Raw genomic sequence first — 24,812 nt, 5'->3', positions numbered from 1 at the left:
CCACCAGGGTCCGCGCGACCGCGCGGATCCGTCACCCGAGGAGCGTCGCCATGTCCGCGATCATGAACCCCTACCTGTCCTTCCGCGACCAGGCCGCCGAGGCGCTCGGCTTCTACCAGGGGATCTTCGGGGGCGACGTGGAGACGACGACGTTCGGCGACGGCGGCATGAGCACGGACCCCGCCGAGGTCGACAAGGTCATGCACGGCCAGCTGACCTCGGGCACGGGCTTCGTGCTCATGGCGTCGGACACCCCCGCGACGATGGGCGTGCCGAGCGGATCCGCGATCACGCTCTCCCTCTCCGGCGACGACGAGCCGGTGCTGCGCGGCTGGTGGGACGCCCTGACGGCCGACGGCACGGTCGTCCTCCCGCTCGAGGTGGCGCCGTGGGGCGACCAGTTCGGAATGTGCACCGACCGCTACGGCATCGACTGGATGGTGTCGATCGCGCAGCAGGCGCCCGCGGCGGCCTGACCCCCGCGGCCATCTGCTTGCCCTGCCTCTCCGACACCCGCCAATCGAGGCCCTGATCGATGGGCCGCGGGAATCAGCGGCCGCGGCGTCTCCGCCGCTTCACCGCAGCGATGACGGCCACCGCCACCGCCGCGATGATCAGGGCGGTGACGACGAGATGCACGGGGTACATCGATTCGACCATCCACCGTGCCGCTCGGATCCGCAGCATGGGCCACTCCGATTCCACTCCCACCGATGAGTCCGTGCACACGAACGTGCTCCGTGGCCGTGATGCTCGTCACAGCTGCTGAACCAGACGCCCTCCATCGCGCCGACCGATGCCCCGTGATATCGAACGGATCGTCCGAATGGTCCATGGTCCGGGAACCGCCCACCGTGCCCGGACCACCAGCACTGGAGTCGGACCGGTGGAAGGCATTCGGGGAGGCCGGAGTCGCGATCGGCGTTCTCGCCGAGGTCGCGGCATGGGAATGATGAACGTCGGCGACATCCTGCGCCGTGTGAGCCGGCGTTGTCGAGGAGATGGGATCCGCGTACATGCGGATGAACTCCGCGTCAGAGCTCGACAGGCGCTCACCCACGCCGTACTCCGAGTCGATGACCGCTTGGCGGGACAGCACTTGCGCCTGCGAAGGCGAAGCATCTTCCGTGAACGTCGCCTGCTCAGGAGCCAGGTCGACGATCGCACGGACGTCTGTTCGCAACGGTGCGGAGGCCGCCGTGGCATCTACAGCACTTCCCGTCGGCTGCAGGGAGGAGCAGCCGGTCAGTGTCGATGCTCCGACGATCGAGGTGGCCACGATGAGAGAGGTCCTCTGCACTGCTGCACTCCTTGCACGGATGACGATGCAGACGGTCTGCTCTGACCAGAGCCCGCATCACGAAGGAAGCCAGTGCTCCTGGGCGATCCGGGGGCAGAAGGTGAACAGGAGGCCTCGGCGCCACCTCTTCTCATCCACCGTCCGGGAGCCCCCCGAAGCCGGGCTGCACTCGTCGGGGGTCAGGCCCAGCGGCCGCCGCGCGGGACGATGAGCGGCGTGTGCGAGACCGGGTCGTCGATCACGAGGCAGGGCAGCCCGAAGACCTCCTCGACCAGCTCGGCGGTCACGATGTCGCGCGGCGCCCCGGCGGCGATGACGCGGCCGTCCTTCATCACGATGAGGTGGTCGGCGTAGCGGGCGGCGTGGTTGAGGTCGTGCAGCACGGCGACGATGGTGCTGCCGTCGCGGTGCAGGTCGGCGAGGAGGTCGAGCAGCTCGATCTGGTGCGCGATGTCGAGGAACGTCGTCGGCTCGTCGAGCAGCAGCACGGGCGTCTGCTGGGCGAGCGCCATCGCGACCCAGACCCGCTGGCGCTGGCCGCCGGAGAGCTCGTCGACGTGGCGGGCCGCGAGGTCGTCGACGCCGGTGGCGGCCATCGCCTGCTGCACGGCGTCCTCGTCGGTCGCCGTCCACTGGCGGATGAGGTTCTGGTGCGGGAAGCGGCCGCGCGCCACGAGGTCGGCCACCGTGATCCCGTCCGGCGCGATGGCGCTCTGCGGGAGGAGGCCGACGATCCGCGCCGCCTCCTTTGCCCGGTACGAGGAGAGCGGCCGGTCGTCGAGGAGCACGGTGCCCGCGGTCGGCGCGAGGAGCCGCGACAGGGCGCGCAGCAGGGTCGACTTGCCGCACGCGTTCGGGCCGACGATGACGGTGAACGAGCGGTCGGGCACCGACACGTCGAGGTGCTCCGAGATCACCCGCCGGTCGTAGGAGAGCGTGACGCCGTCGGCGCGGAGGCGCGGGGCGGACGCGGTGTCGGCATCGGGTTCGGCGGTGTCCACGGCGGGACCTCCCATCGGGTCGTGCGGGGCGGAGTGCGGCAGGGGCTCAGGCACGGCGCGACGCCTCGCGGATCAGCAGCGCGATCAGGTAGACACCGCCCACGACGACCGTGACGATGCCCACGGGCACCGTCCCGGGCAGCGCGTGCTGGGCCGCGTGGTCGGCGGCGAGCAGCAGCAGCCCGCCCGTGAGCGCGGCCGGCACGAGCGGCAGGCCCGCGCTGCGGGTCAGGCGGCGGGCGATCTGCGGGGCCGCGAGCGCCACGAACGCGATGGGTCCCGCGGCCGCGGTGACCACCGCCGTGAGGGCGACGCCGAGCACCAGCAGGGCGAGGCGCGTCGGCTCGGCCCGCACCCCGTGGGCGCGCGCGGCGTCGTCACCCAGCTCGAGCTGCCGCAGCGGCGCGGACAGCAGCAGGATCGCGGGCGCGAGCACCAGGAGGGCGACGAACGCGGGGAGCGCGCGGTCCCAGCCGACGAGCGCGAGGGAGCCGGCGCCCCAGATGGACGCGGCCATCGCCACCTCGGTGCCCGCCTTCAGGAGCAGGAACGTGTTCAGGCCGTGCAGGGCCGCCGTGACCGCGATGCCCGTGATGATCAGCCGGAAGCCCTGCACGCCGCCGCGGTACGCGAGGAGGTACACGACCAGCGCGGTGCCGAGGCCGCCCGCGAGCGCCCCGATCGCCGTGGGCACGAACGCGGCGCCGGCGAGCGTCGTGACGAGGAGGGCGCCCGTGTAGGAGCCCGTCGAGAAGCCGATGACGTCGGGCGATCCGAGGGGGTTCCGCGTGAGCGACTGGAAGACGGCGCCCGCGACCCCGAGCGCCGCGCCGAACGCCACGGCCGCGAGCACGCGCGGCAGGCGCCACTCCGTCACGATCGTCGTGGCGAAGGAGCGGTCGGGGAGCACGAGGGCGCGGACGACCTCGGGCACGGTCAGGGGGAAGTCGCCGGTGCCGAGTGCCACCAGCGCGACCGCGAGGATCGCGGCGGCGAGCGCGGCACCCACCAGGGCCTCGCGCCGCCGGAGGCGCGTGCCGACCACGGGGAGGCGGAAGGTGCCCGGGATCCTCGCGGCGGGACGGCGGCCGGCGGGTGCGGGCGCGCTCACAGCCCCGACGCCCTCTGCCGGCGCACGAGCAGGATCAGCACGGGCGCCCCGAGCACCGCGGTCACGATGCCCGCGGGCAGCTCGGCCGGGCGGAGCACGATGCGGCCCACGATGTCGGCTGCCAGCAGCAGTACGGGCGCCAGGACGATCGTGTACGCGAGGATCCAGCGCTGGTCGGGCCCGACGATCCAGCGGGCGATGTGCGGGATCATCAGCCCGACGAACGCGATCGGCCCGGCCATCGCGGTCGCCCCGCCGGCGAGCAGCGTCACGGCGACCACCGCGACGGTCCGCACGACGACGACGTTCGCCCCGAGGGAGCGCGCGAGGTCGTCCCCGAGCGCGACCGCGTCGAGGCTCCGGGCGATGAGGGCGGCGAGCAGCACGCCCGCGGCGAGGAACGGCGCGACCGGCACCAGGGCATCCCAGCCCCGGTCCTGAAGGGAGCCGGACTCCCACGCCCGCATGGCGCTGAAGCCCTGCGGGTCGGCCAGCAGCATCCCGGAGGTGATGCCCGCGAGCACCGCGCCGAGGGCGACGCCGGCGAGCGTGAGGCGCACCGGGTCGCCGCCGCCCCGCCCCGCGGATCCGACCACGTAGACGACGACGGCCGCCGCGAGCGCCCCGCCGAAGGCGAACCAGAGGTAACCGCTCACGGCGGTCACGCCCAGCACGCCCGTGGCGATGGCGACCGCGAAGGCCGAGCCGGCGGTGACGCCGAGGATCCCGGGATCCGCCAGCGGGTTGCGCGTGACCGCCTGGATGAGCGCGCCCGCGACGCCGAGCGCGAGCCCCGCGGCGAGGCCGACGAGGGTGCGCGGGACGCGGAGGTCGAGGATCACGACGAGCTCGGCGGCATCGCGCGGGCGGCCGGCGAGCGCGTCGACGACGGCGCCGAGCGGGATGTCGCGCGACCCGACGGCGACGCTCGCGAGGCACGCGAGCACCAGCGCGCCGAGCGCGAGCAGGAGGCCCGCCGAGCGCGGCAGGCCGCTCCGTGCCCGGCCCTCGGGGGCGTCGGTGACGGAGGCGCGCGCAGGGACCCGGAGCGACATGGCCCGGACAGCGTACCGCGCCGTTAGGTTAGGCTGCCCTTGCCTGACGCGATCCACACCGGACCGTCACCCGGCACTGCCCGCACCCGCACGCACCCCGCACCCCCGCACCCCGCACCCCGCACCCGAGAGGCCCCGCACCATGAGGTTCCCCACCACCGGCTCCGCCGTCGCCGCGATCGCCGTCGCGACGCTCGCCCTGACCGGATGCAGCGCCTCCTCCGACCCGGCGGCGTCCGCGCCCCCCGCGTCCGGCTCCGCGACCGGCGCCTTCCCCGCCACGGTCGACACGAAGTTCGGCGAGGTCACCGTCCCGAGCGAGCCGAAGCGCGTCGTCGCCCTCGGCTGGGGCGACGCCGAGACCGCGCTCGCCCTCGGCGTCCAGCCGGTCGGCGCGTCCGACTGGCTCGGCTTCGGCGCCGACGCGGACGGCGTCGGCCCGTGGGCGCAGGACCTCTACACGGAGTCGCCCGAGCTCATCGAGACCCTCGAGCCGTCGTACGAGGCCATCGCGGCGCTCGAGCCCGACCTGATCCTCGACACCAAGGGATCCGGCGACCAGGCCCGCTACGACCGCCTGTCGCAGATCGCCCCCACCATCGGCATCCCCGAGGGCGCCGACAGCTACCTCACCGACATGGACGACCAGGTCGACATGGTCGCCGAAGCGCTCGGCCGCGAGGACCAGGGCGACGCCCTCCTGGAGGCCGTCGACGCGCGCTTCGACGAGGTCGAGGCCGCGCACCCCGAGTGGAAGGGCAGGACGGTCACCGCGGCCACGAAGACCAGCGAGGGCTGGGGCGCCTACATCGAGGGCAGCGAGCGGGTCTCGTTCCTCGAGGAGCTGGGCTTCGCGCAGAGCCCGACCATCGCGGGGCTGCCGAAGAGCGCGAGCGGCTTCACGGCCGACATCTCCTCGGAGCAGCTCGACCTGCTCGACTCCGACGTGATCGTGGCGTTCCCGATCTTCATCGACAAGTCCGTCATCACCGACGACCCGCTGTGGCAGGCGATCCCCGCGGTCGCGGCGGGCCACGCGGTCGTCATCGACGGCGACCTGTCGTCGGCGTACTCGATCGGCACCACGCTCTCCACCGGCTACGCGCTCGACCAGCTCGTGCCGCTGCTGGAGACCGCCACGTCCTGACCGCCGTCCGCCCGAGGGCCCGCCGCGCATCCCGCGCGGCGGGCCCTCGGGCGTCACGGGGAGGCCGCACGACGCCTACGCGTCGAGCATCGGCGTGTCGATGTGCGTCCCGCGGGTGATGCGAGGCATCCGGTCTCGAGGATGATCGACGCATGCCCGACTCCCGCCCGAGGAATCCGATCCGCGCACGACCGCTGATCCCCACAGCCGCCGGCGTCGCCTGGATCGCCGCCGCCGTCGTCTATGTCTCCGCGGAGGCCGTCGCCGCTTCCGTCTTCCCCGGTTACCGCTACTCCGCGAACTACATCAGCGACCTCGGCATCCCGGAGGTCACCGAGTACCAGGGCCGCGCCATCGACTCCCCGCTCGCCGCGGTGATGAACACCGGCTTCGTGCTGCAGGGCGTCCTGTACCTGCTGGCCGCCGCGCTCGCGGTCCGGGCCCTCCGCGCGGGTCCCCGCCGCACGCTCCTGGTGCTCGCCGCCGCCCACGCGGTCGGGATCACCGTGGTCGGCCTCGTCCACGGCAGCGCCTCGAGCGCGGCGAGCGGCATCGGCTGGATGCACGTCGCCGGCGCGGGCGTCGCCATCGTCGCGGGCAACGCGGCGTCCATCGTGGCCGGCGTCGGCTCCGCCCGCATCGGCGCACCCCGCGCCTTCCGCGTCGCGAGCGTCGCGCTCGGCGTCGGCGGCCTCGTCGCCCTCGCCCTCCTGGAGACCATCGGGGGCGCGGGCATCGACGGGATCTGGGAGCGCGGGTCGGTCTACGCCGTCACCGCGTGGGAGCTCCTCGCCGGCGTCGCCGTGCTCGTGGCCGCCCGCCGCCGCGCCCACGCGCCGGTCTGAGCCGGACCCGGGCGGATCAGCGCCGCTCGGCCGCCTGCAGCGCCTCGAGGTTGCGGTTGTACGCCTCGAGCTCCGCGTCGCCGTCGCGGTCGGCCTTGCGGTCGTAGCGGATCGAGTCGCGCTTGTCGCTCCGGCTCCACATGATGGCCGTCACGACCGCCAGGATCACCGTCGGGATCTCCCCGATGCTCCAGGCGATGCCGCCGCCGGCCTGCTGGTCCGCGAGCGCCGAGTCGCCCCACGGCCGGCCCATGGCGCCGAACCAGTCAGCGAGGAGCAGCCCGGTGCCGGTCATGAGCGACAGGCCGAAGAACGCGTGGAACGCCATCGTCGCGAGCAGGAGCAGCAGGCGCATCGGGTAGGCGAGGCGCACCGGCATCGGGTCGACCCCGATGAGGTTCTGCGTGAACAGGTACCCGACGATGAGGAAGTGGACGATCATCCACTGGTGCCCGATGTGGTCGGTGGTCGCCCAGCTGAACAGCGGCGAGTAGTAGAAGACGAGGAGCGAGCCCGCGAACAGCACGGCCGCCACGATGGGGTGGCCGACGAACCCGGCGAACCTCGAGTGCACGGCCAGCAGGATCCACTCACGACCGCCGCGGCTGCCGTCCTGGCGCTTCCGGATGGCGCGCATCGCGAGCGTGACCGGGGCGCCCGGCACGAGCAGCAGCGGGATGACCATGGCGAGCACCATGTGCGCCAGCATGTGCGAGCTGAAGAGGTACTTCTGGTAGACGTTCACGCCGCCGTTGGTGATGTAGAACAGGCCCACCATGCCCGCGACCCACAGGATCGAGCGGTGCACGGGCCACGCGTCGCCGCGCGTGCGGAGGCGGTGCACGCCGGCCAGGTAGAAGAAGATCCCGAAGGCGCACAGCAGCACCCAGAGCAGGTCGAAGCGCCACTCGGTGAGGTACCGCATGGGCGTCAGCTCGGGCGGCAGCGGCTCGCCCGTGAGGATCTGCGCGGGCGTCGGGTCCGGCAGCTGCGTGGCGACGACCTGGCTCACCGGCGGCGCCGTGCGAGCGAGCGCCGCGGCCACGCCCGAGGCGACGCCCATGAAGGCGAGCTCGGCGGTCACGAGCCACCAGAACGGGCCCCGTGCGGTGGATCCGCGCGCCTCGAGCCGCCCGATGAGCACCTTCCGGTACGCGGCGCCGATGAGGCCGAGCGCGAGGAGGGCGGCCACCTTCACCAGCACCAGCAGGCCGTAGGGGGTCAGCAGCCGGTCGAGGGAGCCGACGCGGATCTCGGCGCTCACGTAGCCGGACGCCGCCACCACCACGAAGCAGACGAGCGCGACCGCGGAGTAGCGCCGGAGGACGGGGACCAGCCGGTCGCCGTCGAGCTTCGAGCGCAGCAGCACCAGGGTGAGGAGCCCGCCGAGCCACACGGCGGCGAAGACCAGGTGCAGCCCGAGCGCGTTGACCGCGGCGTCGTGCCCCTCCGTGCCGCCCGCGTGCCCCTGCTGGGCCATGGGCACGAGGCCGCCGACGGCCAGCACGAGGACGAACCCGATGGCCGTGTGGTTGCGCACCGCGAAGCACAGGACCGTGACGGTCGCGGCGATCAGCGTGGTCGCGAGCCACGCCTGCCCCACGGAGATCTGCGTGAGCACGAGCCCGAGGCTGGTGCCGAACTCGGAGCTGAAGGAGAACGGCGTGCCCGAGACGCTGAGGAAGGTGAAGAACGCGGTGATGGCCGAGGCGACCGTCCAGACGGCGGCGCCCGCCGCCGCGATGTCGAGCGCGCGGCCGTACTCGTCGCGCGCGCGCGCCAGGGCGAACGCCGCCAGCAGCAGCGCGCCGATCGCGGTGGCCGCCGAGAGGTTGACCATCATCTTCGCGGCGGGGAGTCCGTAGCGGACCACGGGTCCGGCGTCCTCGAGCAGCTGCGGGGCGGCGCCTCCGCCGATGGCGAGGGCGGCCAGCAGGGAGAGGAACGCGACGATGACGAGGGCGGCGGGCCCCGCGACGCGGAGGAGTCTGGGCATCAGGGATCCAGCGTATCCCGCGTCCGCTGACGGCCGGCTGGCCGTCGACGCCCGGCCGCGGCGGTGGGGAACGCGACAGCGGGGGCGCCGACCGGAGTCGGCGCCCCCGCTGGGCGTGTGGTGAGGAGGACTACTTGACGGCGGCCTTGAGCTTGCTGCCCGCGGAGACCTTGACGCCCTTGGACGCCTTGATCTCGAGCGGCTCGCCCGTCTGCGGGTTGCGGCCGGTGCGCGCGGCGCGAGCCGTCTGCTCGAACGCGACCCAGCCCGGGATCGTGACCTTCACGCCGTCGGCGACGTTGGTCGCGACGGTGGAGAAGAGCGCGTCCAGCACGCCGTTGACGGCGGCCTGGCTCTGGCCCGACTCCGCGGCGACGGCGGCAACGAGCTCGGTGCGGTTGAGTGACTTGTCAGCCATGGGTGTCCTCCTCGGACCTGGTGCCGTTCTTCTCGAGCGGCCGTGTGGTGGATGGTGTCTGTCTACGTCAGCGGACCGTGCAGCCCGACGGGGCCATCAGCGGTCCGTTCGGCCGTACGGCCGCTTGGAACCTACCAGCTGGACTTCGTGATGCCCGGAAGCTCGCCGCGGTGGGCCATGTCCCGGAAGCGCACGCGGGAGATGCCGAACTTCGACAGGTTTCCGCGGGGGCGGCCGTCGATGCCGTCGCGCTGGCGGACGCGGACGGGCGAGGCGTCGCGCGGGAGGCGCTGGATGCCGGCGCGGGCCGCCTCGCGGCTCTCATCGGTGCCGTTCGGGTCCACGAGGGCCTTCTTCAGCTCGAGGCGCTTCGCGGCGTACCGCTCGACGATGACCTTGCGCTGCTCGTTGCGGGCGATCTTGCTCTTCTTGGCCATGGTTAGCGCTCCTCGCGGAAGTCGACGTGCTTGCGGACGACCGGGTCGTACTTCTTCAGCACGAGGCGGTCGGGGTTGTTGCGGCGGTTCTTGCGGGTCACGTACGTGTACCCGGTGCCGGCCGTCGAGCGGAGCTTGATGATCGGACGGACGTCCTGCTGCTTGGCCATTAGATCTTCACCCCACGACCGAGGAGGTCCTTGACGACGGACTCGATGCCGCGGGCGTCGATGACCTTGATGCCCTTCGCGGAGAGCGTGAGCTTGACGTTCCGACGCAGCGAGGGGACGTAGTACGTCTTCTTCTGCACGTTCGGGTCGAAGCGGCGCTTGGTGCGCCGGTGCGAGTGCGAGATGTTGTGTCCGAAGCCGGGGACGGCGCCGGTCACCTGGCAGGTTGCTGCCATGGTTTCCTCCGTAGGTACCGTAGGGCGAGACCGCCCTACCCAAGATTTCTTGTCGGCACGCCCGTCCCCGGATCTCGAGAGAGGGGATCCGCCCCTCGAGAGGGACAGCGGGCGCACGTGCGAGCGGATGAGCCGCTCGGCCAAGGATCGAGGCTACGCGACGACACGCCCGGACGCAAGCTGGAGGCCCGGGATCATGCGGATGCGGGGCTGCCCGACGCCTCAGCGGCGGCCTCGGCGGCGGCCTCCGCGGCCCGGCGCGTGCACTCCGCGCAGAGGCCGAAGACGTCGACCACGTGGCTCGGCGCCGTGAACCCGTTGCGCGCCGCGACGTCGTGGGCCCAGGACTCGACCTCGTCGGCCGCGATCTCCACGGTGCGCCCGCAGACCCGGCAGATCAGGTGGTGGTGGTGGCCGCCGGTCGCGCACGTGCGGTAGAGCGCCTCGCCGTCGGGCGACTGCAGCGAGTCGGCGTCGCCCTCCGCGGCGAGATCGCCGAGCGCACGGTAGACGGTGGCCAGGCCGATGGGGGATCCGGCGTCGTGCAGCCGGGCGTGGAGGCGCTGCGCGCTCACGAACTCGGTCGAGGCGTCCAGCGCCTGCCGGACGGCCTCGCGCTGCCACGTGTTCCGCTTCATGCCCGTGCCCTCCCGGCGGGGGTCCCTCCCCGCCCCGCCAGGGTACGCGCCCCGCCCGACGACCCGGTGCGCGTCCGGACGGCGTCGACGAGCCGGCACACCAGGTAGATCGAGAACGAGATGGTGGTGACGTAGGGGCTGATGGGGATGCTGCTCCCGAGGGCCAGGAGGATCCCCCCGACGATGCTGGTCAGCGCGAACAGGACGCTCAGCGACACGACCACCCGGGGCGTCGACGTCACGCGCATCGCGGCGGCCGCGGGCGTGACCAGCAGCGAGAGCACGAGCAGCGCGCCGACGATCTGGATGGAGACCGCCGTGGCGAGGCCCAGCAGCACCATGAACACGATGGACAGCAGCCGCACCGGGATGCCGCGGGCCGCGGCCACGTCGGGGTCGACGCTCGCGAACATGAGCGGGCGCCACACGATGGCGAGGCCCACGATCACCACGGCGCCGATCGACACGAGGTAGCCGAGCTGCGGGTTGTCGACCGACACGATCTGCCCGGTCAGAAGGCCGAACTTGTTGCTCGCGCGACCGTCGTAGAGCGCCAGGAAGAGGATCCCGAGGCCGAGGCCGAACGGCATGAGGACGGCGATGATGGAGTTGCGGTCCTTCGCGCGCGTGCCGAGCACGCCGATGGCCACGGCCGCGATGAGCGAGCCGACCAGGGATCCGCCGACGACGTTGACCCCGAGGAGCAGCGCCGCGGCCGCCCCGGCGAACGAGAGCTCGCTCACGCCGTGGACGGCGAACGCGAGGTCGCGGGTCATGACGAGCACGCCGATGAGGCCGCCCACGACGCCGAGCACGGCGCCCGCGATGATGCTGTTCCGCAGCAGCGCGACGAGCGCGCCGTAGTCGGAGAAGTCGAACAGGCGGGACCAGACCTCGCCCGCGTCGAGGAGCAGGTGGATCACGCGGCCTTCCCGTCGGACGCGACGGCGCGGTCGTGCACCCCGTGCGGCCCGTGGTCGTCGTGCTCGCCGTGCTCGCCCTCGTCGTGCGCGTGGTGCCCGTGCGGGTCGTCGGTGGCGCCGACGACCACGATGCGGCCGCGCACGCGCACCACGTCGACGGGCGTGCCGTACAGCGAGCTCAGCACCTCGGAGTCGAGGACCTCGTCGGGGGTGCCGATGCGGAACCGGCCGCCCACGAGGTAGAGGACCCGGTCGACCATCTCGAGCACCGGGTTGATGTCGTGCGTCACGAACACGACCGCGGCGTCCGTCTCGCGGCGGTGGCGGTCGATCAGCTCGCTGACCACGCGCTGGTGCCCGAGGTCGAGGCTGAGGAGCGGCTCGTCGCAGAGGAGGAGCCGCGGATCCGATGCGAGGGCCTGCGCGACGCGCAGCCGCTGCTGCTCGCCGCCCGAGAGCGTCGCGACGGGGGCGTCCGCGTAGCCCGCGGCCCCCACGGCGTCGAGCAGCTCGTCGACCCGCGCGCGCTCGGCGCGGCGGCCGATCGGGAGCCCCCACCGGTGCCCGGTGACGCCGAAGCCCACCAGGTCGCGCGCGCGGACGGGGGTGGACGCGGTGATGAGCTTCTGCTGCGGGACGTACCCGATGCGCCGCGCACCGCGCCGCACCGGCTCGTCGAGGAAGCGCATCTCCCCCGACGTGAGGCGCTGGGCGCCGAGGACGGACTTCAGGAAGCTGGTCTTGCCGGACCCGTTCGGGCCGAGCACCGCGACGAACTCGCCGGGCGCCACGTCGAGGTCGAGTCCGCTCCAGAGGGTGCGCGCGCCGAACGACAGCGTCGCGTCCCGGAGGCTCAGGACGGGTGCGCCGGTCACGATCCCCGGATCGCGGATGCCACGGCGTCGACGTTCTCGGTCATCCACTCAATGTATCCGCTGCCCGCGGGCAGGTCGGCGGGCAGCGTCTCCGTGACGGGCACGACCGGCACCCCGGCGGCCTCCGCGGCGGCGACGACCTGGTCGGTCGTGGCGCCCGTGGTCTGCGCGTTGTAGACGAGCGCGGCGACCCGCTTCTCGGAGAAGAGCGCGAGCGTCTCCCGGAGCACGTCGGCGGGGACGTCGGTGCCCTCCTCGATGGCCTCGCTGAACTCGTCCGGGGTCCGGTTCTCGAGGCCCATCGCCTCCGTGAGGTACAGGGGCACGGGCTCCGTGATGGCGACGCCCTGGCCGCTGCCGGCCGCCTTCACGTCGGCCTCGGCGGCGGCGATGCCGTCGAGCCTCTCGGCGAAGGCCCGCTCGTTGGCCGCGAAGGCGTCGGAGCCGGCGGAGTCGGCCTTCGAGAGCGCCGCGGCGATCTCGCCCGCCAGCTTCCTCATCGTGGGCACGTCGTACCACATGTGCTCGTTGAACTCGCCCTCGGCGGGGTCCTGGTCGTAGCCCGAGATGTCGGACGCGTCGAGGACGACGTGGCTGCCGGCGTCCGGCAGCGCGTCCACCATCGTGCCGATGAAGTCGTCGTAGCCGCCGCCGTTGCGGATCACGACGTCGGCGGTGGAGAGCGCCAGCTGGTCGCGCGCGGTGGCCTGGTACTCGTGCGGGTCCTTGTCCGGGCTGTCGATGATCGACGTCACCGTCACGTCGTCGCCGCCGATCTGCTGGGCGATGTCGCCGTAGACGTCGGTCGAGGCGACGACCTCGAGCGTGCCGTCGGCAGCCGAGGCGCCGTCGGACGGGGAGGCGGATCCGGAGGCGCAGCCCGCGAGCGGGACGGCGAGGAGCGAGACGGCGAGGAGCGCGGTGAGGGGTCGACGGTTCATGGCTCCGACGATACGGTATTGATAACCGTTGTCATGACCACCGGGCGTCCCGTGGGGACGGGGGACGGCTCCCTCACTCCAGGAGCAGGGCGGGCTCCTCGATGATGCTCGCCACGTCCGCCAGGAACCGGCTCGCGACGTCGCCGTCGACCACGCGGTGGTCGAAGCTCGCGCCGATGGTCGTCACGAACCGCGGGCGGACCTCGCCGTCGACGACCCACGGCTTCTGCTTGATCGTGCCGAGCGCCACGATGGCGACCTCGCCCGGGTTGAGGATCGGGGTGCCCGTGTCCATGCCGAAGACGCCGATGTTGGTCAGCGTGATGGTGCCCTGGCTCATGTCGGCCGGGCTCGTCCTGCCGTCGCGTGCCGTGAGCGTCAGCTGCTCGAGCGCGCGGGCGAGCTCGAGGAGCGACATGGCCTGCGCCTCCTTGACGTTCGGCACCACGAGACCCCGCGGCGTGGCCGCGGCCACGCCGAGGTTCACGTAGTGCCGGACGATGATCTCCTGGTCCGTCCACGACGAATTCACCGTGGGGTTGCGGCGCACGGCCCAGATCATCGCCTTCGCCATGATCAGCAGCGGCGACACCTTGACGCCCGCGAAGTCGGTGGACGCCTTCAGCCGCTTGACGAACTCCATCGTGCGGGTGGCGTCGACGTCCACGAAGAGGCTGACGTGCGGCGCCTGGAACGCGCTCTGCACCATGGCCGCGGCGATGACCTTGCGGACGCCCTTGACCGGGATGCGGTCCTCGCGCGCGTCCGGCCACTCGGGCGTCTCGATGTTCTTGAAGACGCTCGCCTGCTGCGCGGTGCGGATGACGTCCTCGCGCGTGATCTCGCCGACGAGACCCGTGGCCTCGACCTCCGCGAGGTCGACCTCGAGGTCCTTCGCGAGCTTGCGGATGGGGGGCTTCGCGATGATGGGCGACGCCGACGCGGCCGGGACCGACGCGGGACGCGGGGCGCGGGCCGCCGGAGCGCCCGTCGAGGCGCCGGTGCGCGCGGGCGTGCGGGCGGCCGGGGCCGCGGCGCCGGGCTCCGGGCGCCGCCGCCGGCTCGCGACCTTGCCGGCGGTGCCGTAGCCGACCAGGACGGCGCCCGAGGTCTCCTCGGCGGCGGGGGCGGGCCGCTCGACGGGCTCGCGGCTCTCGATGGCGGTGTCGTCCTCCACTACCGTCTCGCCGGGCAGCGCCATCTGCGCGGGCGTCTCGGCCGGCCCGGACAGCCCCGGCGAGCCCTGCGCGATCGCGATGATGGGGGTGCCGACCTCGACCGTCTGGCCCTCCTGGACGAGCAGCCCCGAGACCGTGCCCTCGAACGGGCTGGGGAGCTCGACGAGCGACTTGGCCGTCTCGATCTCCACGATCACCTGGTTGAGCGCGACCCGGTCGCCCGGCTGGACGCGCCACGAGACGATCTCGGCGTCGATGAGGCCCTCGCCGACGTCGGGCAGGGTGAACTCGGAATCAGCCATCGTGCGGTCCTCTTGTTCGTGCCGCGCGGGCGGCGGGAGTCGTGACGCGGTCGGCGTCTAGTAGGCGAGCGAGCGGTCGACGGCCTCGAGGATGCGGTCGGCATCCGGGAGGTAGAGCGTCTCGAGCTTCGCGGGCGGGAACGGGGCGTCGAATCCGGAGACGCGGATCACGGGCGCCTCGAGCGAGTAGAACGCGCGCTCCATGACGGTCGCGGCGATCTCGGAGCCGACGGACACGTGGCCCGGCGCCTCCTGCGCGACGACCAGGCGGCCGGTGCGCTGGACCGACTCGAGGATCGGGCCGTAGTCGACGGGCGACAGCGAGCGCAGGTCGACGACCTCGACGCTCGTGCCCTCCTCGGCCGCGAGCTCCGCGGCCTGGAGCAGCATCGACACCATGGCGCCGTGGCCCACGAGGGTCACGTCCGTGCCGGAGCGCACCACGCGGCTCTCGTGCAGGCCCACGCCGGGGGCGGAGAAGTCCACCTCGCCCTTCGGCCGGTAGCGCGACTTCGGCTCGAAGAACATGACCGGGTCGTCGGACCGGATGGCCTCCTGGATCATCCAGTAGGCGTCGTGCGGGGTGCTCGGGCTGACCACGCGGAGGCCGGGGGTGTGCGCGAAGTACGCCTCCGGGCTCTCCTGGTGGTGCTCGATGGCGCCGATGTGGCCGCCGTAGGGCACGCGGATGACGACGGGCATGCGGACCGCGCCCTCGTGCCGGTTCGTGATCTTCGCGAGCTGGCTCGTGATCTGGTCGAAGGCCGGGTAGATGAACCCGTCGAACTGGATCTCGCACACCGGCCGGTAGCCGCGCATCGCGAGCCCGATCGCCGTGCCGACGATGCCGGACTCGGCGAGCGGGGTGTCGATGACCCGACGCGCGCCGAAGTCGCGCTGCAGGTGCTCGGTGATGCGGAACACGCCGCCGAGCGGGCCGATGTCCTCGCCCATGAGGAGGACCTTGTCGTCCTCCTCCAGCGCGCGGCGGAGGCCGGCGTTCAGGGCCTTCGCCATGGGCATGCTCTCGATGCCGACGGGCGCTCCGTCGGCGGTCGTCGCGGCGGCGGTGTCGGATGCTGCCGCGGCGGCGGACGCGCGGTCGATGGTGTCGGTCATCGGTTCCCTCCCAGGGAGGCCTCGTAGCGCTCCAGCCACTCGCGCTGCTCCGTCGTGACGGGGTGCGGATCGGAGTAGACGTGGTCGAAGATGCCCGGCAGCGCGGGGCTCGTGAGCTCGATGGTGCGGCGGCGGACGTCGGCGGCGAGGTCCCGCGCCTCCTCGTCGATGCCGTCGAAGAGCGACTGCGGCGCGCCCTGGTTCCGCAGGAAGGCCTCGAGGCGCGCGATCGGGTCCTTCGCGACCCAGCCCTGCAGCTCCTCGTCGGTGCGGTACTTCGTGGGGTCGTCGCTCGACGTGTGGGCGCCGACGCGGTAGGTGAGCGCCTCGATGAAGGAGGGCCCGCCGCCGTTCCGCGCGTCGTCGAGGTGCTTCGCGGTCACCGCGTAGCTGGCGAAGACGTCGTTGCCGTCGACCTGCGTGCTCGGCACGCCGAAGCCGCGGGAGCGCAGGTACAGGGGCGTCCGCGACTGCGTGGCGACGGGGACCGAGATCGCCCAGTGGTTGTTCTGGAGGAAGAAGACCTGCGGGGTCTGGAAGCTCGCCGCGAAGACGAACGCCTCGCTGACGTCGCCCTGGCTGGTGGCCCCGTCGCCGTAGTAGGCGATGACGGCGGTGTCGCGGTCGGGGTCCCCGGTGGCGACGTCGCCGTCGAAGGCGACGCCCATGGCGTAGCCCGTGGCGTGCAGCGCCTGCGAGCCGATGACCAGCGTGTAGAGGTGGAAGTTGCCGACCGCCGGGTCCCAGCCGCCGTGCGTCACGCCGCGCATGAGGCGCACGATGTCGACCGGGTCGATCCCGCGGATGAGCGCCACGCCGTGCTCGCGGTACGCGGGGAACACGTGGTCCTGCGGGCGCGTGGCCCGACCCGAGCCGACCTGGGCCGCCTCCTGCCCCGTGCTCGGCGCCCAGAGTCCCAGGTGGCCCTGCCGCTGGAGGTTCGTGGCCTCGAGGTCGAACGCCCGCGTGAGGCGCATGTCGCGGAGGAAGCCGCGATGGTCGTCCTCCGTGAGTCGCTCGAAGTACGGGAGGAACTCCTCGGCGGAGTCGCTCGGCGCGAGCTCGCCCGAGGGGGTCAGGAGCTGGACCGTCACATCGCTTTCCGGCATCGTCCCAACCTACCGGCGCGCCGGGTGGCCCTCCGGCAGGCCCCGGACAATTCCCGCCGACGCGTTCAGTAGCTTCCGGACAGAGGCCGGCTCGCCGATGGTGACGCGGATCCCCTCGGACCCGAACGCGCGCACCACGAGCCCGGCCGCGGCCAGCTGCGCCTCGACGCGCGCCGTCTCGGCGCCCGTGGCCAGCCACACGAAGTTGCCGTGCGGCCGCGGGACGTCCCAGCCCTGCTCCGTGAGCGCGCGCCATGCCTCGTCGCGGTCCCGGGCGAGGATCCGGACGCGCTCCAGCAGCTCGTCCTCGTGCTCGAGGGAGGCGAGCGCGGCGTGCTGCGCGTGGCCCGTGACCGACAGCGGGATGGCCGCGGACCGCGCGGCGTCGAGGATCCGCGGGTGGCCGACGGCGTAGCCGATGCGGAGGCCCGCGAGCCCGTACGCCTTCGAGAACGTGCGCAGCACCACCAGGTTCGGGTGGTCGCCGACCAGGCGCATGCCGTCGAGGGCATGCTCCGGGTCGACGAACTCGCCGTACGCCTCGTCGAGGAGCACGAGCACGTCGCGCGGAACCGCCGCGAGGAGGCGCTCGAGGTCCTGCTCGGTCACGAGCGTGCCCGTGGGGTTGTTCGGCGTGCAGACGATCACGACGCGCGTGCGGTCCGTGATCGCGGCGATCATGCCGTCGATGTCGTGGGAGTGGTCCGGCAGGTTGGGGACGGGGACGCCCGTGGCGCCCGCGACCGTGATGAGCGTGGGATACGCCTCGAAGGAGCGCCACGCGTGCACCACCTCGTCGCCGGCCCCCGCGGCGGCGGTGATGAGCTGGGACAGGATGGCGACGGAGCCGGCGCCCGCGTGCACGTGGTCGACCGTGACGCCGAAGCGCTCGGCGAGCGCCGCGCGCAGCAGGGTCGCCCCCGCGTCCGGGTAGCGGTTGACGTCCCGCACCTGGTCGATGCGCGCGAGCACCGAGGGCAGCGGGTCGAAGGGGTTCTCGTTGCTCGACAGCTTGAAGTCGTCCTCGCCGGCGGGCTTGCCCTGCCGGTACGCGACCATGGCCGCGATGGCGGGCCGCAGGCGGACGGGAGCCGGGGCGTCGACGGGGGCCGGGGCGTCGAGGGGGGCGTCGCCCGAGGGGGACGCGTCCGCCGACGTCGCGGACGCCTCGCGGGAGGGGGACGGGGCCGTCTGCGCGGGTTCGGGGATCACCGGGCGATTCTACGGGCGGGCCGAGGCGGCGCCCATGGCCCGTCCGGCCCGGGTCTGGGAGGATCGGGGCATGTCCCGATTCCTCGTCCGCGTGGTCGTCAACGCCGTCGCGCTGTGGCTCACCACCCTCATCGTCTCCGGCACCGTCGTGACCGCCTACGAACCGGGCGACACGACGGCGACCGTCCTCACCTACCTGCTGCTCGGCGCCATCTTCGGCGTCGTGAACGGGGTGATCGGCACGGCGATCCGCATCGTGGCGTTCCCCCTCTACGTCCTGACGCTGGGGCTCATCTCGCTCGTGGTCAACGGGCTGCTCTTCCTCCTGGTCGGGGCGATCTCGGACGCGCTGGGCTTCGGCCTCACGGTCGAGGGGTTCTGGTGGGGCGTGCTCGGCGCCCTGCTGATGGCGCTCTTCAGCTGGCTCGTGGGCCTCGTCATCCGGCCGGTGACCTCCCGGGTCTGACGCGCGGGTCACATGCCGGCGCCCGACCCGGGCGCCGGCGCCCCGGACACGCGCTCGGCACGGTAGAGGTGGGAGGCCACCGGGGTCGCGCCGTCGAGGAAGCCGCGGAGCGCGTCGCGTGCCTCCGCCAGCAGCGGCGACCGCGAGGCGTCCATCTCCGCGGCGGTCGCCCGGTAGGTGTCGAGCTGATGCGCGTCGAGCACCCCGGCGTCCGCAGTAGGTCCGAAGGCACGGGACCGGACCACGACGTCGTCGCCCGCCGCGCCGTCGGAGGTGCGCGAGCCCCCGAGCGGCGGGACCGGGTCGTCCGTGTGCTCGACCGCCACGCCGTCGATCCCCGACCGCAGCGGCAGCTGTCCGACGGGGGAGCCGAAGGTGAGCTCGTGCGCCACGTGGAAGCGCGGGTCGTCGCCGACCGCGCGGGCGACGATGCCGCCCATGGAGTACCCCACGACGTAGACCTCGTCCTCGGCGGTGGCGCCCGCCTGCCGCAACGCCGCCTCGGCGGCGCGCACCGCGGATCCGCCCTCCGTCCCGAGGGCCGCGGCCGCCGACGCGGGTCCGAAGTCCTCGCGTCCGGTGCGGGGATCGAGGGTCTGCATCCCGCCGACGTAGGCGACGAGACGGCGACGGCCCCCGGGAGCCCGGTACTCCTCGACGCGCATCTGCGCGGCGCCGGCCACCGGATCCGGGATGCGGCCGGCGAGGTCGGCGAAGGTCGTCGGAGCGGCGCGGAGGGCGTCGGGCCGGGCGCGGAGGGCGGCCGGGGCATCGCGCAGGACGCCGACGACGCCCAGCGCGGCGAGCAGCCCCGCGGCCGTCTCCCGGACCCCGTCGTCGCCGGGGGGACGCGCCGGAAGGAACCGCGTCGCGGCGGCGGCCGCATCCGAGACCGCGTCGCGGAGGGCCGCCGGGAGCATCGTCCGCGCGGGCCCGTCCGGATGCGACGCGATCAGCACGCCGAGGCCCAGGAGCCGCAGCCCGTGGACCCAGGACCCGCCGACGTCGCGGACGAGGGCCATCGGGCCGGAGGCGGCACCCTCGGCCATGTGCCCGGCCCCGGGCCCCGCGGCGGCGCGGACGCACCGGTCGACGTCCCGCTCGCCGTCCGCGTACTCCGCGGCCGCCCGACGCAGGTCGACGGCGAGCGCCCGGGCGTCGTGCGCCGCGGAGGCCAGGAGGCCGCGCGGCGGGTCGAGCGCCGTGTCGTGCCGGCCCGTGACGGTGTCCACGAGCGGCGGCAGGGCGAGCGCGCGGGCGTGGGTGTCCAGGCGCTCCCCCGCGTCGTCGAGCCGCGCGGCGATCCGGACCAGGTCGTCGGTGACGACGGCGGTGCCGCCGCCCTGCGTGACGGTGAGGCCGGGCACATCGCCGCCCGTCACGCGTGCGCTCCTCGACAGGCCGGTGACGATTCCGATGCCTGCGCGTCGTGCAGGAGGGCTGCCGCACGCGCGACGCGGCCGGCGAGGTCGTCGAGGGAGCGCGTGAAGGCGTCGTGCGCGCTGCCGGACCACGACGGGTCGTCCCGGCAGCACGCGATGGCACGACGCGTCTCGGCCACCGCGTCCGCCAGGGCCGCGAGGGCGTGCGCGCGCGACCGTGCCTCGGCGACCATCTGCCCCGGGGTGGCCCCCGATCCCCGCGGATCCGCCGGGCCGCTCGCACCGCCGGCCATCGCACCCCATCCGTCTGCTCGTTCCCGCACCGCGTCGCCTCCCCGTGCCCGTCCCAGTCCCCGTCCCCACGCATCGTGCGGCCCCTCGGCTTCGAGGAGGCACGGGCGGCGCGTCCGGGGGACGGCATCGCACGCGGGGGGTGTGGGGAGGGACCGCAGCCGACAGAATGAGCGCATGGGAGCCCCCGACCCCCCGGCCCCGACGGCACCACCACCCGTCTTCCGGATCGCCTTCGTCTGCACCGGCAACATCTGCCGCTCCCCCATGGCGGAGATCGTCTTCCGGGACATGGTGCAGCGCGCGGGGCACGCGGATCGGGTATCGGTGACGAGCGCGGGGACGGGCGACTGGCACGTGGGCGAGCAGGCGGACGCGCGCACGCTCGCGGCGCTGGAGCGACGCGGCCTCTCGGGCACCGCGCATCGCGCCAAGCAGTTCGACGCGGACACGCTGCCGGACCTCGACCTGGTGGTCGTGTTCGATCGCGGGCAAGAGCGGACGCTGCGCCAGTGGGCCCGGACGGAGGCCGACCGCGCGAAGATCCACCTGCTGCTGTCGTTCGACCCTCCCCAGGCGCACCTGCGGGACGTGCCCGACCCGTACTACACGGACGCGGCGATGTTCGATCGGGTTCTTGGGATGATAGAGCGTGCCGCCCGGGCCCTCCTCACGCAGGTGGAGCCCGGGATCCGTCCCCCCAGCTAGGAGATCACCCGCATGAGCCCGTTGCCCCCGCAGGTGCTGAGCCCCCTCGACGGCCGCTACGCCCCCGTCGTCACCGAGCTCGGCGAGCACCTCTCGGAGGCGGGCCTCAACCGGGCGCGCATCCACGTCGAGATCGAGTGGCTCATCCACCTGACCGACCGCTCGCTCCTCTCCTCCACGCCTTTCACGGATGCGCAGAAGGCCGCCCTCCGCGAGGTCGTCACGGGCTTCGGGCAGGAGCAGATCGACGCGCTCGCCCGTGTGGAGGCCGTCACCCGGCACGACGTGAAGGCCGTGGAGTACTTCGTGCGCGACCGCCTCGAGGAGCTGGGGCTCGGGCACGTGGCCGAGCTCACGCACTTCGCCTGCACGAGCGAGGACATCAACAACCTCTCGTACGCGCTCGTCATCGACCGCGCGGTGCGGGAGGTCTGGCTGCCGAAGCTCGTCGCGGTCATCGGCGCCATCCGCGAGCGCGCGCTGCTCTTCCGCGACGACGCGATGCTGTCGCGCACGCACGGGCAGCCCGCGACCCCCACCACCCTCGGCAAGGAGCTCGCGGTCTTCGTGCACCGGCTGGAGCGCCTCCGCGCCGACGTGGAGGACGTGGAGGTGCTGGGCAAGTTCAGCGGCGCGACGGGCACCTTCGCGGCCCACCTCGCCGCCGACGGCTCCGTCGACTGGCCCGCCGAGTCACGCGCGTTCGTCACCGGCCTGGGGCTCGTGTGGAACCCCCTCACCACGCAGATCGAGTCGCACGACTGGCAGGCGGAGCTCTACACGCGCATCGCGCACGTGAACCGCGTCGTGCATAACCTGTGCACCGACGTGTGGACCTACATCTCGCTGGGCTACTTCCGGCAGATCCCGCAGGCGGGCGCGACCGGGTCCTCGACCATGCCCCACAAGATCAACCCCATCCGCTTCGAGAACGCGGAGGCGAACCTCGAGCTCTCCGACGCGCTCCTCGACTCGCTGGCGGCGACGCTCGTGACCTCGCGCTTGCAGCGCGACCTCACCGACTCCACGACGCAGCGCAACGTCGGCGTCGCGCTCGGTCACTCGCTGCTCGCGCTGGACAACATCGGACGAGGGCTCCAGGAGATCGACGTCGATCGCGCGCTGCTCGCCGCCGACCTCGACGCCAACTGGGAGATCCTCGGAGAGGCGATCCAGACGGTCATCCGCACGGAGATCGTGGCGGGGCGCAGCTCCATCAGCGATCCCTACGCCGTGCTCAAGGAGCTCACGCGCGGCAAGCGCGTCGGGCGCGACGAGATGCGCGCGTTCGTCTCCGGCCTGGACATCGGCGACGCGGCGAAGGCCCGACTGCTCGAGCTGACGCCGGCCGGATACGCGGGCCTGGCGTCGCAGCTGGTCGACCACATCCTCTGACCCGTCGCGATCCGGTCGTGGGCGAGGCCGCCGCGTGCGCCTCGCTCGGGCCGGATCGCATCGGGATCACGGCCCGCCCGGGCCTCGGCGCTCACGGCCCTCGGTGGGCGGGTAGGCGAAGGGGCGGGCGATGGATGCGGGCCGACCGGCGACCCGCGACCCTGCGACCTGCGCGCGCGGCTAGTGCCGGGTCGGCCGGTCGGGGTGGTCCTGCTCGTCCATGTCCTGCAGCTCGTCGCGGTTCGGCTTGAACGACAGGGCGAGCATGGCCAGCATCACGAGGGCGCCGATGAACGCGACACCCGTGAACACGACCACGACCGTCCACCCCTGACCATCGGCGGGACGGGTACTGAGCGCCACGATGACGCCCACGAACACGGCGAGCGCGGCGGCGATGCCGAGGAGCTCGGCGGGGCGCATGCGGTCCTTGCGGATGTTGGAAGTCACGGTCAGCTCGCGCTCTCGGTGGTCCGGGGGGCGTCCGCCGCGGAGGTCGCGGTGGGCGTGGAGGTGCCCCATTTCATGCTCAGGGCGGCGATGACCAGGAAGACCCCGACGATCGCCGCGTAGGCGCCCAGGAGGCCCACGGCCACCACGGGCGCGGTGAGCTGGCCCTCGCGCTGCTCGACTCCGCCGTACTGCACAACGAGATCCGGCGGCACCAGGAGGAAGGCGACGGCGAGCACGACCGTGAGCGCGCCGGTGGTGATCGCGTCGCTCGCACCGGGCACGCGGCCGCGTGAACGCAGACCGGCGACGAGCTCGAGGAAGCCGGTGATCGCGGCCCAGACGCTCACGACGTAGAGGAGCACCAGCACGCCCCCGTCCCGTGCGAGGAGCGCGGCGACCCCGGCGACCACGGTGAGCGCGCCCTGCGAGATGGCGCTGGTGCGGAGGCGGGCGGCGGGCCCGCGGAGGGCGCGCGCGCCGAGGCCCGCGGTGATGGCGCCCGAGAGGATCGCGAAGACGCCGAACGCCGTCAGGCCCAGGGCCGGCGAGTGGTCGCTGGAGAAGGTGATGAACGCGGCGAGAGCGAGGGCCGGCAGTGCGCGCAGGAGGAGCACGGGCCAGTACGCCGCCCGGAACGTCAGCTCGTCCTCGGACACGGCAGCCTCTCTCTCCATCCGGGCCAGCCTACTCGGTGGGTTCCTGGGCGGATGCTCGGGCGGACGCCCGCGGTGACGCCCGCGCGCGGCTGGCCTAGGCTCGGGACGTGACGAGTCCCCTCCCCCGTCTGGCCGCCGCGACGGCCGGTGCGGTCGCCGGGCTCGTCATCGTCTGCGCCGTGGGCGTGGCGTGCGGGATCGTCTACGCGAACCGGGCGTTCTGACGGCACGGCGGAGTCGCCGTCGCCGGACGGATGCGCGGTGCGGGTCGGCCGGTCGCGCGGATCGCGCGGGAGACGGCAGGAGAGCGCGGCACCCGCGGATCGGACCATCGCGACCGCCGCCCGCACCGGTGCCGCACCAGCACCCGCACCCGCACGACCCGTGCCCGCCGGCTCCGCCCCGGATCCGCCCGCACCGCCCCGCCCCGTAGAACCACCCCGTCCCCCGCAACCGAGAGGCCCCGCCGTGTCCCAGCCCGAGATCGCGTCGCGAACCGGAACCGCCAGCGGCCACGCGGCCAGCGGCCACGCGACCGGCGGCCGTGCGACCGGCGGCTTCATCCCGGTCGACCGCGCCGTCGTCGCCGCGCCCGAGGGGGCTGCGGCGGCCCTGGCCCGGCGCGACCGGCTCGCCCTCGGCATCGACATCGGCGGCACGACCCTCAAGGCCGGGATCGTCGACGTCACCACGGGGATCCGGCTCACGGAGCGGATGACGGTCGGGAAGCCCGTCGGCGGCGAGCCCGAGGACATCGCGGACGTGATCGCCGAGATCGTCCTCGAGCTCACCCCCGACGAGGACCTGCCCGTGGGCGTGGGGGTCCCGGGGATCGTGCGCGACGGGATCGTGCGCTCCTCCGCCCACATCTCCGACCGCTGGCTCGGCATGGACGCGCGCTCGGCCATCCGCGAGCGGAGCGGGATCGACGTGCTCACCGTCAACGACGCCGACGCCGCCGGCGTGGCCGAGCTCGAGTACGGCGTGCTGCAGGGTCGCGGCGGGCTCGTGATCCTCACCACGCTGGGCACGGGCATCGGCACGGCCCTGCTCCACGACGGCACCCTCATCCCGAACAGCGAGCTGGGGCACATCCACCTCGACGGCGGCGACTACGAGATGCAGGCGGCGTTCTCCGCCGTCCGACGCGAGGGCATCACGTTCGAGGAGTGGGCGGCGCGGCTCCAGCGCTACTACCGGCACCTCGAGTCGATCATGTCGCCCGACCTGATCGTCGTGGGCGGCGCCGCGGCCCACGAGTTCGGGCGCTTCTCCGCGTTCCTCGACCTCGACACCGAGATCATCGCGGCGAGCCGCGGGAACGACGCCGGACTCGTCGGCGCGGCGCTCCTCGCGCACCGGGCGGGCGTCGCCCCCGACTGACGGCGGGCGTCACGCCGACTGACCGGGCGGGCCTCCTGCGGCTCGGATCAGCGGCCGGCTCGGCG

28 protein-coding genes are annotated in these 24,812 nt (G+C 73.4%); 7 read left to right on the top strand and 21 right to left on the bottom strand.

Annotated features, from left to right (window positions below):
* Positions 1-50 precede the first annotated feature (50 nt).
* Positions 51-476: a VOC family protein gene (locus AC07VC_RS01850; protein ID WP_494674634.1), complete on the top strand. Its 426-nt coding sequence runs from the start codon at positions 51-53 to the stop codon at positions 474-476.
* A gap of 73 nt (positions 477-549) precedes the next feature.
* Here the strand turns inward: AC07VC_RS01850 and AC07VC_RS01845 are convergent, their stop codons facing one another.
* From AC07VC_RS01845 to AC07VC_RS01830, 4 genes are all read right to left on the bottom strand, one after another.
* The gene (locus AC07VC_RS01845; protein WP_494674635.1) at positions 550-687 is read right to left on the bottom strand and encodes a hypothetical protein; all 138 of its coding nucleotides are present in this window, start codon (positions 685-687) and stop codon (positions 550-552) included.
* Between the two features lie 792 nt (positions 688-1,479).
* A complete protein-coding gene (locus AC07VC_RS01840; protein ID WP_494676534.1) occupies positions 1,480-2,316 on the bottom strand; it encodes an ABC transporter ATP-binding protein in 837 nt (278 codons plus the stop codon).
* Between the two features lie 31 nt (positions 2,317-2,347).
* The gene (locus tag AC07VC_RS01835) at positions 2,348-3,412 is read right to left on the bottom strand and encodes a FecCD family ABC transporter permease (protein ID WP_494674636.1); all 1,065 of its coding nucleotides are present in this window, start codon (positions 3,410-3,412) and stop codon (positions 2,348-2,350) included.
* A complete protein-coding gene (locus tag AC07VC_RS01830; protein ID WP_494674637.1) occupies positions 3,409-4,467 on the bottom strand; it encodes a FecCD family ABC transporter permease in 1,059 nt (352 codons plus the stop codon). Before AC07VC_RS01830 ends, AC07VC_RS01835 begins: the two co-directional genes overlap by 4 nt.
* A 142-nt stretch (positions 4,468-4,609) precedes the next feature.
* Between AC07VC_RS01830 and AC07VC_RS01825 the strand changes: the two genes are divergently transcribed.
* On the top strand, positions 4,610-5,614 hold the full coding sequence (locus AC07VC_RS01825; protein ID WP_494674638.1) for an iron-siderophore ABC transporter substrate-binding protein: 1,005 nt from the start codon (positions 4,610-4,612) through the stop codon (positions 5,612-5,614).
* A 152-nt stretch (positions 5,615-5,766) separates the two neighbouring features.
* Entirely contained in the window at positions 5,767-6,459 is a 693-nt protein-coding gene (locus tag AC07VC_RS01820) for a DUF998 domain-containing protein (protein ID WP_494674639.1), read from the top strand.
* Positions 6,460-6,475: 16 nt separating this feature from the next.
* Here the strand turns inward: AC07VC_RS01820 and AC07VC_RS01815 are convergent, their stop codons facing one another.
* From AC07VC_RS01815 to AC07VC_RS01755, 13 genes are all read right to left on the bottom strand, one after another.
* Positions 6,476-8,455 carry a bifunctional copper resistance protein CopD/cytochrome c oxidase assembly protein gene (locus tag AC07VC_RS01815; protein WP_494674640.1) on the bottom strand — a complete coding sequence of 660 codons (1,980 nt, stop codon included), beginning with the start codon at positions 8,453-8,455 and terminating at the stop codon, positions 6,476-6,478.
* A gap of 130 nt (positions 8,456-8,585) precedes the next feature.
* Positions 8,586-8,873, bottom strand: coding sequence for an HU family DNA-binding protein (locus tag AC07VC_RS01810; RefSeq protein WP_012039622.1), 288 nt, complete (start codon positions 8,871-8,873; stop codon positions 8,586-8,588).
* A 131-nt stretch (positions 8,874-9,004) separates the two neighbouring features.
* A complete protein-coding gene (gene rpsN, locus AC07VC_RS01805; RefSeq protein ID WP_015491493.1) occupies positions 9,005-9,310 on the bottom strand; it encodes a 30S ribosomal protein S14 in 306 nt (101 codons plus the stop codon).
* Between the two features lie 2 nt (positions 9,311-9,312).
* A complete protein-coding gene (gene rpmG, locus AC07VC_RS01800; RefSeq protein ID WP_011187086.1) occupies positions 9,313-9,480 on the bottom strand; it encodes a 50S ribosomal protein L33 in 168 nt (55 codons plus the stop codon).
* A complete protein-coding gene (gene rpmB, locus AC07VC_RS01795; RefSeq protein ID WP_015491494.1) occupies positions 9,480-9,716 on the bottom strand; it encodes a 50S ribosomal protein L28 in 237 nt (78 codons plus the stop codon). Before rpmB ends, rpmG begins: the two co-directional genes overlap by 1 nt.
* A gap of 194 nt (positions 9,717-9,910) precedes the next feature.
* Positions 9,911-10,354 (bottom strand): Fur family transcriptional regulator, encoded by a 444-nt coding sequence (locus AC07VC_RS01790; RefSeq protein ID WP_317230394.1) that lies wholly within the window; start codon positions 10,352-10,354, stop codon positions 9,911-9,913.
* The gene (locus AC07VC_RS01785) at positions 10,351-11,277 is read right to left on the bottom strand and encodes a metal ABC transporter permease (RefSeq protein ID WP_494674641.1); all 927 of its coding nucleotides are present in this window, start codon (positions 11,275-11,277) and stop codon (positions 10,351-10,353) included. The genes AC07VC_RS01790 and AC07VC_RS01785 overlap by 4 nt, the downstream gene beginning before the upstream one ends.
* Positions 11,274-12,152 (bottom strand): metal ABC transporter ATP-binding protein, encoded by an 879-nt coding sequence (locus AC07VC_RS01780; protein WP_494674642.1) that lies wholly within the window; start codon positions 12,150-12,152, stop codon positions 11,274-11,276. The genes AC07VC_RS01785 and AC07VC_RS01780 overlap by 4 nt, the downstream gene beginning before the upstream one ends.
* Positions 12,149-13,093 (bottom strand): metal ABC transporter substrate-binding protein, encoded by a 945-nt coding sequence (locus tag AC07VC_RS01775; protein WP_494674643.1) that lies wholly within the window; start codon positions 13,091-13,093, stop codon positions 12,149-12,151. Before AC07VC_RS01775 ends, AC07VC_RS01780 begins: the two co-directional genes overlap by 4 nt.
* A gap of 73 nt (positions 13,094-13,166) precedes the next feature.
* Positions 13,167-14,573 (bottom strand): dihydrolipoamide acetyltransferase family protein, encoded by a 1,407-nt coding sequence (locus tag AC07VC_RS01770; RefSeq protein WP_494674644.1) that lies wholly within the window; start codon positions 14,571-14,573, stop codon positions 13,167-13,169.
* Positions 14,574-14,630: 57 nt separating this feature from the next.
* Positions 14,631-15,596 (bottom strand): alpha-ketoacid dehydrogenase subunit beta, encoded by a 966-nt coding sequence (locus tag AC07VC_RS01765; protein WP_494676535.1) that lies wholly within the window; start codon positions 15,594-15,596, stop codon positions 14,631-14,633.
* Between the two features lie 92 nt (positions 15,597-15,688).
* On the bottom strand, positions 15,689-16,801 hold the full coding sequence (locus AC07VC_RS01760) for a thiamine pyrophosphate-dependent dehydrogenase E1 component subunit alpha (RefSeq protein WP_494674645.1): 1,113 nt from the start codon (positions 16,799-16,801) through the stop codon (positions 15,689-15,691).
* 9 nt (positions 16,802-16,810) lie between these two features.
* Positions 16,811-17,881 carry a pyridoxal phosphate-dependent aminotransferase gene (locus AC07VC_RS01755; protein WP_494676536.1) on the bottom strand — a complete coding sequence of 357 codons (1,071 nt, stop codon included), beginning with the start codon at positions 17,879-17,881 and terminating at the stop codon, positions 16,811-16,813.
* Positions 17,882-18,083: 202 nt separating this feature from the next.
* Here AC07VC_RS01755 and AC07VC_RS01750 point away from each other — a divergent pair, with 202 nt between their 5' ends.
* On the top strand, positions 18,084-18,479 hold the full coding sequence (locus AC07VC_RS01750) for a phage holin family protein (RefSeq protein WP_317230005.1): 396 nt from the start codon (positions 18,084-18,086) through the stop codon (positions 18,477-18,479).
* A gap of 8 nt (positions 18,480-18,487) precedes the next feature.
* On the opposite strand, the gene AC07VC_RS01745 is transcribed toward AC07VC_RS01750, so the two are convergent.
* Positions 18,488-19,861 (bottom strand): serine/threonine-protein kinase, encoded by a 1,374-nt coding sequence (locus AC07VC_RS01745; RefSeq protein ID WP_494674646.1) that lies wholly within the window; start codon positions 19,859-19,861, stop codon positions 18,488-18,490.
* Positions 19,858-20,094, bottom strand: a complete 237-nt coding sequence (locus AC07VC_RS01740) for a hypothetical protein (RefSeq protein ID WP_494674647.1) — start codon at positions 20,092-20,094, stop codon at positions 19,858-19,860. Before AC07VC_RS01740 ends, AC07VC_RS01745 begins: the two co-directional genes overlap by 4 nt.
* A gap of 235 nt (positions 20,095-20,329) precedes the next feature.
* On the opposite strand from AC07VC_RS01740, the gene AC07VC_RS01735 reads away from it, so the two are divergent.
* On the top strand, positions 20,330-20,860 hold the full coding sequence (locus AC07VC_RS01735) for a low molecular weight protein-tyrosine-phosphatase (protein ID WP_494674648.1): 531 nt from the start codon (positions 20,330-20,332) through the stop codon (positions 20,858-20,860).
* Positions 20,861-20,872: 12 nt separating this feature from the next.
* Positions 20,873-22,255, top strand: a complete 1,383-nt coding sequence (gene purB / locus AC07VC_RS01730) for an adenylosuccinate lyase (RefSeq protein WP_494674649.1) — start codon at positions 20,873-20,875, stop codon at positions 22,253-22,255.
* Positions 22,256-22,435: 180 nt separating this feature from the next.
* Here purB and AC07VC_RS01725 read toward each other — a convergent pair whose 3' ends face one another.
* Positions 22,436-22,705, bottom strand: a complete 270-nt coding sequence (locus AC07VC_RS01725) for a hypothetical protein (RefSeq protein ID WP_317230010.1) — start codon at positions 22,703-22,705, stop codon at positions 22,436-22,438.
* A 2-nt stretch (positions 22,706-22,707) separates the two neighbouring features.
* Positions 22,708-23,382 (bottom strand): DUF308 domain-containing protein, encoded by a 675-nt coding sequence (locus AC07VC_RS01720; RefSeq protein ID WP_494674650.1) that lies wholly within the window; start codon positions 23,380-23,382, stop codon positions 22,708-22,710.
* A gap of 450 nt (positions 23,383-23,832) precedes the next feature.
* Between AC07VC_RS01720 and ppgK the strand changes: the two genes are divergently transcribed.
* Complete coding sequence (gene ppgK, locus AC07VC_RS01715) at positions 23,833-24,747, top strand: polyphosphate--glucose phosphotransferase (protein ID WP_494674651.1); 915 nt, start codon at positions 23,833-23,835, stop codon at positions 24,745-24,747.
* Positions 24,748-24,812 lie beyond the last annotated feature (65 nt).

Source organism: Clavibacter sp. GW821-FHT01D01, assembly GCF_059422605.1.
This window is presented reverse-complemented; position numbering and strand designations above follow the sequence as displayed.